The sequence below is a fragment of the Rhodoferax antarcticus ANT.BR genome, assembly GCF_001938565.1.
GTDB lineage: Bacteria > Pseudomonadota > Gammaproteobacteria > Burkholderiales > Burkholderiaceae_C > Rhodoferax > Rhodoferax antarcticus.
In genome coordinates, this window is sequence record NZ_MSYM01000016.1 from 155,314 (window position 1) to 165,466 (window position 10,153).

Below are 10,153 nucleotides of genomic sequence, written 5' to 3' on the forward strand. Positions count from 1 at the left end.
CAGGCACGCAACGCGCGCTGCGGGTTAAAACCAAAGCACAGCCCTGACCCACAGTTACTCTAAGTCACAGAAAGAACACACATGGCACTGATCGACATTTACGTCCCCGATATCGGCGATTTTGCTGAAGTCACCGTGATCGAACTGCTGGTCAAGCCCGGCGACAGCATTGCCGCTGACCAGAGCCTGATCACCGTCGAAAGCGACAAAGCCTCGATGGAAATCCCCAGCAGCCACGCCGGGGTGGTGCAAGAACTCAAGGTCAAGTTCGGCGACACGGTGTCCAAGGGCTCGCTGCTGCTGACGCTGGACGCAGCCGGGCAGGGCGCTGCGGCGGCTGCGGCGGCTGCGCCTATGCCAGCAGACAGTTTGATGCCAAATCAGCTTCTAGCCCTTACAGATCAAGCGCTATCAGCTACTAAAATAGAAGCAAAGGTCATGCCTGCGGCGGTGCCAGTGGTGGCACCCGCAGCTGCCAGCTTTGACGCCACAGCAGATATGGACTGTGATTTGCTGGTGCTCGGCGCTGGCCCGGGCGGCTACTCGGCGGCGTTTCGCGCAGCAGACCTGGGTCTGAAAGTTGTCATCGTCGAGCGCTACGCCACCTTGGGCGGCGTCTGCCTGAACGTGGGTTGCATCCCCTCCAAAGCGCTCTTGCACGTGGCCGCCGTCATGGACGAGGTGAGCCACATGGCCGACTTGGGCGTGGACTATGGTGCGCCGGTGGTCAATATCGACAAGTTGCGCGGGCACAAAGAAAAAGTCATCGGCAAACTCACCGGCGGGCTGGCGGCCATGGCCAAGATGCGCAAAGTCATCGTCGTGCGTGGTTACGGCGCGTTTGTCGGCCCGAACCATGTCGAGGTAGAAGAAACCACCGGCACCGCCCAAGAAAAAACCGGCAACAAGAAAGTCGTCGCCTTCAAAAACGCCATCATTGCCGCGGGCAGCCAGGCGGTGCGCTTACCCTTTATGCCCGAAGACCCACGCGTGGTTGATTCGACAGGTGCATTGGCCCTGAAAGAAGTCCCAAAGCGCATGCTCATTCTGGGCGGCGGCATCATCGGTCTGGAAATGGGCACGGTTTACAGCACGCTCGGCGCAAGGCTGGACGTGGTCGAAATGCTCGACGGCTTGATGCAAGGCGCCGACCGTGACCTGGTCAATATTTGGCAAAAGATGAATGCCAAACGCTTTGACAACATCATGTTGAAGACAAAAACCGTGGGCGCCGAGGCAACGCCGGAAGGCATCAAGGTCACGTTTGCAGCAGCAGAGGAGGGCGGCACCTGCCCCGAACCGCAAACCTACGATCTGGTACTACAAGCGGTAGGCCGCTCGCCCAACGGCAAAAAGATCGCTGCCGACAAAGCCGGTGTGGCCGTCACAGACCGCGGTTTCATCAACGTCGACATCCAGATGCGCACCACTGTGCCGCACATCTTTGCCATCGGCGACATCGTCGGCCAGCCCATGCTGGCGCACAAAGCGGTGCACGAGGCGCATGTGGCAGCCGAGGTGATTGCCGGTGAACTGCAAGGCAACAAGGAATTGGCCGCTGCCGCCTTCAACGCAAGGGTGATTCCCAGCGTCGCCTACACCGACCCCGAAGTGGCCTGGGTGGGCCTCACCGAAGACCAGGCCAAGGCCCAAGGCATCAAGGTCAAAAAAGGGCTGTTCCCATGGGCAGCGTCTGGTCGCGCCATCGCCAATGGCCGCGACGAAGGTGTGACCAAGTTACTGTTTGACGACAGCCCGCACGCGGGCTCGGACGGCCATGCTGGCCGGGGCCACGGCAAGATCCTCGGCGGCGCCATGGTCGGTACGCATGCGGGTGACATGATTGGCGAGGTGGCGCTGGCCATTGAGATGGGCGCGGATGCGCTGGACATCGGCAAGACCATTCACCCGCATCCGACGCTTGGGGAATCCATCGGCATGGCGGCGGAGGTGGCGCATGGCAGTTGTACCGATGTGCCGCCGGTGCGCAAGTAAGACCGGGCAAGACGATTAAGTTGCTATATATAAAATAGCGGTTAGCGTAATATTTTCTAGGGTTGCCTGGCCTTTTCACTCTCAAGTATCGGGCCTGAAAGGCGGTGCATGCCGCCCTTGGCCACAGCGCTGCGTGCTTTGTGCAGCCCAATTTTCGGCGCGATACTTGGCCTCATCATCGTGCCCTTTGGCGCCGGCCAGCGGGCAGTGCAGGCGCCGGTGATGATCCCGGCGGCCACCGCGCTGAACGTCGATCTGGCCCGCATCTCGATGGCCGTGGCCTGGGGCGATGCCTGGACGAACATGATCCAGCCGTTCTGGGCACTGCCGGCGCTGGCCATTGCCGGCCTGCGCGCCAAAGACATCATGGGCTTTTGCCTGATCGTGCTGATCGTTTCGGGGGTCGTCATCGGGCTGGGGCTGACCTTTCTGCCTTGACACCTGCGTTCAAACGTTGCCGCGACGTGTCGACGGGGCAGCGTGGGGCAGTGCGAAGACCAGGCCACAGCCCAAGACATCAAGGTACGCAGGGGCCTTAACCCGCATCCCACGCTGTGCGAACGTATCAGCGTAGCGCCGACGTTGGCGTATGGCAGTTGCACCGGCGAAGCAGTGATATCGAAAATATTGTGAGAATGCTGCAAATTCAGTAGCTATCTGCGCTTATTCCACCTGGGTTACGAGGCTTTTTCTCTATCAACGCAGTCGTCAAGCTTGGTGATCATCCTCGTCAGACCTGTGTGCGAATAGCGCGCTGATTTGCTATTTGGCTGCCTAGGCAGCACCCAACTGCACAATGCAAGTGAATAGCTGCCTTTTCCGATTTCTAAAACGATCAGAAGTGAACAATGAAAACGAACGTAGATATACCTGAGGCGATGCGCGCCCGAGTCGAGTACGAGCGCAAATTCAGTTTGCGGGAAATGTACCGTTCGTTCGTTTTCCTTCCTGGCGCCGCGAGGAGGATGGTGGATAACAAAAACCAAGCCTCCGTCGACAAGCATCTTTTGAAACGATTGCAATTGGCAGTGACCGAAGTCAACGGTTGTGCTGCTGGGATCGACGCGGCGCGACGCAGGTCCCGATGGGAAATAGTCAGTAGGCACTGCCTTGCGTGCGCGGTTACGGTTGATTCCGGCGTCCCCGCGTGACCCCCTCAACACCACCATCCTCGGCATCGACGCCACGTCGGGCCCACAAACGCCTCCATATGGGCGTGCTGCTGCTGCTTCAGGGCATCATGGCGGTCGAGTTGCTGGCGCTGCTCTGGCAGTCGTCGTGGATGAGCGCGGTCTGGTTGCTTGTCATCATGGCCGTCACCGGTGCGCCGACCTTGCTGGGCGATCGACTACCCATTCGCATCCCTGCCGAATTCGAGCTGCTGACGATTCTGTTCGTCTTCGCAGCGCTTTTCCTGGGTGAGTTTCACAGCTACTACCTGCGTTACTGGTGGTGGGACATTGCGCTGCACAGCGTGTCAGGCCTGCTGCTGGGCATCGTCGGATTCTTGCTGGTTTATGTGCTGAATGAAAGCAGGCGCATTGACCTTCACATGCGCGCCGGATTCGTTGCGCTTTTTGCGTTTGCATTCGCGGTCACAGTCGGCACCGCTTGGGAGATCTTCGAGTTCAGCGTCGATCAGCTGTTGGGCACGCAGATGCAAAAGCCCATGCTCGGCGACCCCTGCGGGCTAACCGACACGATGTGGGACTTGATCGTTGATGCTCTGGGCGCCGCCGTCATCAGTGGTTTTGGGTGGTGGCGCATGGTGCGCAATAGCCCCTCGTTCATCGAGGCCTGGATCGACCGATTCGTTGAGCGCAACCCCCGGTTTTTCAAAGACTGAAGCGCGCACAGTGGTTGCTGGCGCGCGATAACTTTCACTAGACCCGTCCGAGCATTCCTTAATTACCTCAAGCCGCTCGGGGTTCGACGACTCCGGGCATTGCCTGCACTTCGGCGGCACCCGAGTCAGCGATCGCCAGCTTGCCGCGGATGGTCAGATCACTGATGAAGTGGAACTGGTCGCGCATGTCGAAGGGGTAGGCCTTGAGCTTGTAATGCGTGCCCAGCGGCGTATCGGCCAGCATCACGACCACCGGCTTGTCGTATTCGAGGTAGGCGCTGCTCAGTGCGACGTCGCGTAGCGCCACGCGCACGCGGCCCGCATCGTGGTTGGGCCGCAGGTAGAACGACGCGACGCACATTAGCGTGCGCGTGCCGTCGTTGGAGTTGGCGATGTTGTTTTGCCAGATCTTTTCGTGCGGCACGTGGACGATGTCGTCGGCGGGCGTGCAGATCTCGATCGCCCGCATACCAACCGTGCGCACCTCGCCGTAATCGTCACCGATGCGGACCCAGTCGCCTGGGCGGTAGGGGCGCTCGAAGATCGCGACGAAGCCGGCGATGAGGCTGCTGACATAGTCCTTGAACGCGAAGCCAATCGCCACACCGAGGGCGCCGGCGATCACGAGGAAGTTTTGCAACGTGATGTTGAAGACGATCGGAATCACCCAGGTTGTCGCGATGACCAGCAGCACCAGCCGGATGGTGGGCACCGCGCCAAGCAGATACAGCCGCAACTGGCTCGGACCCCGCTCGGCCAAGTAAGGCAGCAGCCTGCGCGCCAGCAGGATGACGAGCCAAGTCACCAGCAGGATTAACCCGATCTTCGTGAAGCTGATGTCTTGCAGGTCGTTGATCAGCTTGGCGGCTTTTTGCTGGCCTAGTTCTGCTGCTGCCATCTCAGATTGCTCCGCTTGGGAAACCCGCGGCCTTCAGCGCCTTGCGGATGGGCGGATAAGCCGTTGGGCTGACATGGTGCCAGCCGCTACCTTGTTCGCGTTGCAAATGGCCTGTGGTGACCAGCGCCGCGAGCATGTCGGGTTCGCCAGTTGTGGGCAGCACCGCGTCGATCTCATCTGACGTTAGTCCACCGTGGATCAGCAGCGCTTGCAGCACCAGCAGCGACCGGTCCTCGTTCGACGGCGGCAGCTCGACATCATCAATGCCGACGACCCAGACCGTGCGCGCGTCGCCAGCAGTTGCCCCTGCGGCGCGATCCGACAGCGGCTCCTCGCCGACGCTAACCTTCAGGCTGGCACGCCATAGGTGCCACGCAACCCACGGTATGCCGCCGCTACGCGCGGCGAGCTGGCGCAGGTGGGCGTTGCGCGGCTCGCCGTCGTCGTCGCAAGCGAGCACGTCTTCACCGTTTTCCGTCAGCCTGAACGTCGCAGTGACACCGCCGCTGTCGCGTGCCAGCGTGGCGAACCAGTCGCGCAGCCGCCGCGCATCGAAGGGCTCGAAAGTCTGCGGACGCGGCAAGGCGAGGTCGGCGCTCGCACCCTTGACGATGAAGCGCCAGGCCCAGCTGTCGCAACCGACGAGACAGCGGCGCTCTGTGCGCGCCAGTTCCGATAGCAGCGAGCGCACCGTGTGCAGACCGTTGCGCTCACGCAGGAACCACTGCTCCAGCCGTGGGATCACCAGCAATCCGTCACCGGTCAGGTCGGGTAGCTTGCCTGTGCCTGCCAGACTGGTCAGGTCGATGCGGCTCGGCTCTGGCAGCAACGCGTGACCATGCGTTTGTGCCCAGATCGCGAGTGTTCCGGTGGTGTCGCACGGCGGGATGACGATGGTGCGAAGCCGGGGAAGTGCATCAGCGTCACGCGACCACTCGCCGAACTGTTCTTCGAACGCCTGCAGCAGTGGGCCGCTATCTGGCGGGTTGGCGAGGTCATCAATCATCGCCAGCGACGCCTGGTCGAGGCCCGAATGCTGCAGAAGCGGGTCTTCGGGGCCGGACATTCGTCGCTTTAGCCGGGCCCAAATTGCGCGGAAGGCCTGCTCGGTCGGCATCGTCGGCGCGGTGTAGTCACTGAGCGCTATCAGTTGGGGCAGGTTCACGGCATCCATGGCATCGTCGATTTCGGGGTTCCGTTCAAAGGGAATTCAGACACCATACTACTGCCTTTTGCACCCGGACCTCACCCGGCACCGACGCAATGCGCACGGCGCAGGCGGCCTGCGCCAGCATCACCCAGATGCTGGGCCGCATGCACTGCCAATACGGCCTGCGGTGTGCCTTGGATGAACCATTCTTGCCGCCGCGTTTGGACCGATGCATCATCCGTCGACCGGCGTTACTACGAGTTATGCGCGCTGTCGGAACTGAAGAACGCGCTGCGCTCGGGCGACGTATGGGTGCAAGGCTCGCGCCAGTTCAAAGACTTCGACGAATACCTGGTGCCGGTCGAGAAGTTTGTCACTCTGAAGCTGGCCAGCGAATTGCCGCTGGCCGTGGCCACTGACTGCGATCAGTACCTGCGTGAACGTCTGGAATTGCTGGAGGAGCAGCTCACCACAGTCAATCGCATGGCGCCGGCCAATGATCTGCCGGACGCCATCATCACCACAGCGTCGGGCCTGAAAATTACATCGTTGGACGCGGCGGTGCCCGATGCTGCGCAAGCCCTGATCGACCAGACGGCCATGATCCTGCCACACCTCAAGATGACCGAGCTGCTGATGGAGGTCGATGAGTGGACGGGCTTCACCCGCCACTTCACGCACCTGAAGACTGGCGACACCGCCAAGGACAAAACCTTGCTGATGACGATCATCCTGGCCGATGCGATCAACCTTGACTTGACCAAAATGGCCAAGTCCTGCCCGGGCACAACGTATGCCAAGCTGTCCTGGTTGCAAGCTTGGTATGTCCGCGACGAAACCTATTCGACGGCGCTGGCCGAGCTGGTGAATGCGCAGTTTCGGCAACCTTTCGCCGGAAACTGGGGTGACGGCACCACGTCATCGTCGGATGGCCAGAACTTCAGAACCGGCAGCAAGGCAGAGAGGGGGCGTCTCGGAAAACGGAATTTAAAGCACGCTAAGGGCTGGCGTGCGTCTCTCGCAAACGATGGTCTGCGAGAAGTCTTTCTGAGAAGGCGGTTCGGTCTAGCCCCAGCGTGGCCAGGGTATTCTCGAAAACCGTTCTCGGTTTAGGCTACCGGGAACGGCGAGTTTCGAGAAAGCTGGACGGTTGCCAATGGCAAGAACAGGGTATGCGGCGAATCGGGCAGAGCGATGAAGCTGTGATGCCGGTAGAAAGCCGCTGCGGCTTCGTCCTTGGCATCCACCATCAGCGTGTAGGCGGCAATTTCGGAGCGGGCGGCACGGTCAAGTGCATCGGCCAACAGCGCGCCGCCTAGACCTTGCCTATTGAATTCTTGATCGACGGCCAAGCGGCCCATGCGAACCGCTGGCACAGTCGGATAGCGTGGCAGCTTCTTGCCAGTGCTGGCCGGAAGCCCGGCCAGCAGCAGGCTGGCCGATGCCAAGGTGTAGTAGCCCGCAATGCGATTGCCGTCCGCCAAGGCTACAAAGCAAGCCGCCACGCGGCGGCGAATGTCCTGACTGACCTGCTCCCGCAGGTAGCGGTTCAGTGGCTCCGAACCGCTGTCGAACGCGGCCCGGTCATGCGTGGTGTCGAGCCGCGCGAGCCGCAACGGCGCACTGTTCATTCAGCGCGCAAGAGCTTGCTGCGACGAGCGAAAGCACGTTGTAAAGCCGGTGACGGTTGCGGCGGCGACAGTAGCGCCTGTGCAAAGCACTTCTGGTCGGCCAGAGACAGGCGGATGACTTCGGCCTGCTCGATGGCATGTTGCGCGGCGTCCCGGACGGCGGCCACAACGAAATCGGTCATGGTGCGCCCCTGAAGTTCAGCGGCGCGCTTGAGCATCGAGTGCAGATCAGTGCTGATCCGGGCTTCAAGGCGGGCGGTAGAGATGGCTATGGGCATGGTGGTGTCCTCCTGATGTAATCATACGGCAAATTGCCGTACATTTCAATACCCGCATGGTGCAGGACGTGTGTAAGCGCTCCATCAACCCCAGTAGCTCAAGGAATCGTTCTGGCCGCCAAATCTGCTCTGCGCACATTCCAAGGCAGCAACGCCTCCACTGCTTCAACCGTATTGGCCGCTGGCAAGTCGCGCAGCACCCGGCGCAGCCAAGCATAGGGCTCCAGTCCATTGGCTTTGGCCGTCTGCACCAGTGAATAGATCACCGCACTGGCACATGCGCCCAGCATGCCAGGCGAATGATGTCACCGCCACGCTCCAGCGCGTTGTAGCCGTCATAGCCATCGGTCATCAAATAACCCTTGTAGCCTTCAAGCAGGCGAATCGGCACCGCCGCACTGCGACTGCGGTCGTAGTCATAAAGCGCCACCGGCTTGTCTGGCGGACCCCCGGTTTGCACCCACATGTAACTGTTGGACGTGGGGGCCTTGTCCTTTTCTTTAAGCACCTGAACCACCGTCTCATCCATGTGCAGCAAGCTGCAGTCCAACAAGATGTCACGCGTCAGGTTGTGCAGCGGCTGCAGTAAGCCTGCGCAGCCAATGACCCAGCGCGCCAGGGTTTGGCGCGGCACCACCACATCGTGGCGACTTAAAACATGCTCGAAGCGCGCCAGTGGCAAACCATCAACGAACTCGGGCGGCCAACAGCATGGCCAAAAAGTCGGCGCTGGCGTTGCTCTTGGGCAGTGGCTGGGGCGGTAGTGCTGCCGTGACAGGCGCATGCACACTGGCCGGGCAGCCGTAGCGCTTGCGGATGTTGCGGATCACACGCACTTGCATCGGCACGATGTCGATTTGCTCGCTGACCTCTTGGCCTTGTCTCCACCATCTCGGTGCCACAAGGGCAGATGCGATCAGCTTGCGGGACATCATGAATCACATCCACACGGGGCAACTCTGCGGGCAATGGGCGACGTTTGCCGCGAGCCACGGGTCGGGCTGGTTGAGTAGCAACGCCATCTTCAGGGCTTATTGACGTTGCTGGCGGGATGATGGCCTGGTCTTGGGCCCCAGGATTGAGTTGCGCCAGAACTTCAGCCTCATCGAACAAGCGGCTCTGGGCGCTGAGTTGCTCGGAGCTGGCACCAAACAGGCGGTGCCTGGCCAAGGTGGCTTGCTCAAGCATGCGGATGATGTATTCATGAGCTTGCAGGCGCATGGCCGCCAGGCTGGTTTGATAGGTCTCTTGTGCGGCTTTCTCACAGGCCGCCTGAGTGGCTGACAGCAGGGCTTCAAGCTGGTCTGAAGTGGTCGGTAAACCCGACACTTTTTGCGGCTTCGGGAAGACAATTTCCAGTGGCAAAAAGGTGGCTTCAAGAGAGCTAAAAGACATGCTGTATTTTAGCCGTTTCCCCTATGAAACACGCGCAAAATTGAGTGTTTTATGAGGTGTATTTTTCGACAAATCAAAGCCTTCCAAGAGCCAGCCAAACTCATGCAAACTGCAGCTCGCAGTGGGCGCTTTTGCATCCACCGGCCAGGCGAATTGATCGGCCTCCAGACGCTTTTGCCACAAACAAAATCCGTTGCGGTGCCAGTACAGGGCTTTGAGCTGGGTGTGGCGTCTGTTGGTGAAGACGTACAGCGCGCTGGCAAAGGGGGATAAGCCCAGTTCCTGCTCAACGAGTGCGCTTAAGCCGTTGATGGCTTTTCTGAAGTCAATGGGTTCACGGCACAGGTAGACCTGATCGATGTTGCAGCCCGGGTGCATCAGTGCGCTGCCTGTGCGTAGTGGCTCAGGGCTGCCAGCCAGTGGGGGTCTGGGCGCGTTGGTAACTCCAGTCGTATGCCACCGGCCAGTAGCAGGGTGCAGTTGGGCGGTATCAGGTTGTCGACTGCAGCGACGCGCGTTGGGCTCGCTGTCGCTGTCGCTGTCGCTGGTGTTGGTGTTGGTGTTGGTGTTGGTGTTGGTGTTGGCATAACCGGCGCCATAGTCGGTGTCGCGCACCGGTGCTTCTGCGGCGCAACAGCTGTTTGAGCACTGCACCGGGGTTGGGCGCTTTGGATGCGTAGGGCGATGAATTTGCCTTGCGCCGGTTCGGGCTCAGTGGGTTCGAGGGCTTCGGGTTTGGCGGGTGAGGGGGTCAGGGCAATTGCGTCAATTGCAGTGGCTTTGGTCTGGCGCAGCTTTTGTTGCCAGCGGTACAGGGTTGAAGCTGCGAGGCCATGCGTTTTGGCATATGCGGCCATGGTGACTCCTTCGCGCCAGGCCGTTGCAACGTGTTGCGCAAATGAGGTTGATCGTGCTTGCATGTCCGTTTTTCCATCTGAGTTGAGATGGCGCAAGCTTCGG

At 60.5% G+C, this 10,153-nt stretch carries 9 protein-coding genes and 4 pseudogenes; 4 read left to right on the forward strand and 9 right to left on the reverse strand.

The window, feature by feature from the left end; all coding sequences use genetic code 11:
- The first annotated feature begins 81 nt into the window (after nucleotides 1-81).
- The 3 genes and pseudogenes from lpdA to BLL52_RS14840 all read left to right on the forward strand — a co-directional run bounded on the left by lpdA (nucleotide 82) and on the right by BLL52_RS14840 (nucleotide 3,841).
- Nucleotides 82-1,995 carry a dihydrolipoyl dehydrogenase gene (gene lpdA, locus BLL52_RS14825; RefSeq protein WP_075587444.1) on the forward strand — a complete coding sequence of 638 codons (1,914 nt, stop codon included), beginning with the start codon at nucleotides 82-84 and terminating at the stop codon, nucleotides 1,993-1,995.
- 108 nt (nucleotides 1,996-2,103) lie between these two features.
- A pseudogene (locus BLL52_RS14830) lies at nucleotides 2,104-2,433 on the forward strand (TIGR00366 family protein); the annotation flags it as partial.
- A gap of 709 nt (nucleotides 2,434-3,142) precedes the next feature.
- On the forward strand, nucleotides 3,143-3,841 hold the full coding sequence (locus BLL52_RS14840; RefSeq protein ID WP_198930643.1) for a DUF2238 domain-containing protein: 699 nt from the start codon (nucleotides 3,143-3,145) through the stop codon (nucleotides 3,839-3,841).
- Nucleotides 3,842-3,908: 67 nt separating this feature from the next.
- Here the strand turns inward: BLL52_RS14840 and BLL52_RS14845 are convergent, their stop codons facing one another.
- Together BLL52_RS14845 and BLL52_RS14850 are read right to left on the reverse strand one after the other, a co-directional pair.
- Entirely contained in the window at nucleotides 3,909-4,739 is an 831-nt protein-coding gene (locus tag BLL52_RS14845) for a mechanosensitive ion channel family protein (protein WP_075587447.1), read from the reverse strand.
- Between the two features lies 1 nt (nucleotide 4,740).
- A complete protein-coding gene (locus BLL52_RS14850; protein WP_075587448.1) occupies nucleotides 4,741-5,913 on the reverse strand; it encodes a hypothetical protein in 1,173 nt (390 codons plus the stop codon).
- A gap of 195 nt (nucleotides 5,914-6,108) precedes the next feature.
- Here BLL52_RS14850 and BLL52_RS14855 point away from each other — a divergent pair.
- Nucleotides 6,109-7,002 (forward strand): annotated as a pseudogene (locus BLL52_RS14855) (Tn3 family transposase); the annotation flags it as partial.
- On the opposite strand, the gene BLL52_RS14860 reads toward BLL52_RS14855, so the two are convergent.
- From BLL52_RS14860 to tnpA, 7 genes and pseudogenes are all read right to left on the reverse strand, one after another.
- Entirely contained in the window at nucleotides 6,999-7,520 is a 522-nt protein-coding gene (locus BLL52_RS14860) for a GNAT family N-acetyltransferase (protein ID WP_075587449.1), read from the reverse strand. The pseudogene BLL52_RS14855 and the gene BLL52_RS14860 overlap by 4 nt on opposite strands.
- Entirely contained in the window at nucleotides 7,517-7,798 is a 282-nt protein-coding gene (locus BLL52_RS14865; protein WP_075587450.1) for a type II toxin-antitoxin system TacA family antitoxin, read from the reverse strand. The genes BLL52_RS14860 and BLL52_RS14865 overlap by 4 nt, the downstream gene beginning before the upstream one ends.
- A gap of 98 nt (nucleotides 7,799-7,896) precedes the next feature.
- A pseudogene (locus BLL52_RS21030) lies at nucleotides 7,897-8,082 on the reverse strand (transposase domain-containing protein); the annotation flags it as partial.
- A complete protein-coding gene (locus BLL52_RS21035; protein ID WP_425319591.1) occupies nucleotides 8,061-8,438 on the reverse strand; it encodes an IS66 family transposase in 378 nt (125 codons plus the stop codon). The gene BLL52_RS21035 and the pseudogene BLL52_RS21030, both read right to left, overlap by 22 nt.
- A gap of 11 nt (nucleotides 8,439-8,449) precedes the next feature.
- Nucleotides 8,450-9,193, reverse strand: coding sequence for an IS66 family transposase (locus tag BLL52_RS22145; protein ID WP_198930644.1), 744 nt, complete (start codon nucleotides 9,191-9,193; stop codon nucleotides 8,450-8,452).
- Nucleotides 9,194-9,214: 21 nt separating this feature from the next.
- Nucleotides 9,215-9,808 (reverse strand): IS66 family insertion sequence element accessory protein TnpB, encoded by a 594-nt coding sequence (gene tnpB, locus BLL52_RS20810; protein WP_156876236.1) that lies wholly within the window; start codon nucleotides 9,806-9,808, stop codon nucleotides 9,215-9,217.
- A gap of 116 nt (nucleotides 9,809-9,924) precedes the next feature.
- Nucleotides 9,925-10,113 (reverse strand): annotated as a pseudogene (gene tnpA / locus BLL52_RS22015) (IS66 family insertion sequence element accessory protein TnpA); the annotation flags it as partial.
- Nucleotides 10,114-10,153 lie beyond the last annotated feature (40 nt).

Bases quoted from the DNA above. Each gene is read 5' to 3' on its own strand.
- BLL52_RS22145 (WP_198930644.1), bottom strand. From the start codon at position 9,193: ATGTCTTTTAGCTCTCTTGAAGCCACCTTTTTGCCACTGGAAATTGTC.
- BLL52_RS14850 (WP_075587448.1), bottom strand. From the start codon at position 5,913: ATGGATGCCGTGAACCTGCCCCAACTGATAGCGCTCAGTGACTACACC.
- BLL52_RS14860 (WP_075587449.1), bottom strand. From the start codon at position 7,520: ATGAACAGTGCGCCGTTGCGGCTCGCGCGGCTCGACACCACGCATGAC.
- BLL52_RS14865 (WP_075587450.1), bottom strand. From the start codon at position 7,798: ATGCCCATAGCCATCTCTACCGCCCGCCTTGAAGCCCGGATCAGCACT.
- lpdA (WP_075587444.1), top strand. From the start codon at position 82: ATGGCACTGATCGACATTTACGTCCCCGATATCGGCGATTTTGCTGAA.
- BLL52_RS14845 (WP_075587447.1), bottom strand. From the start codon at position 4,739: ATGGCAGCAGCAGAACTAGGCCAGCAAAAAGCCGCCAAGCTGATCAAC.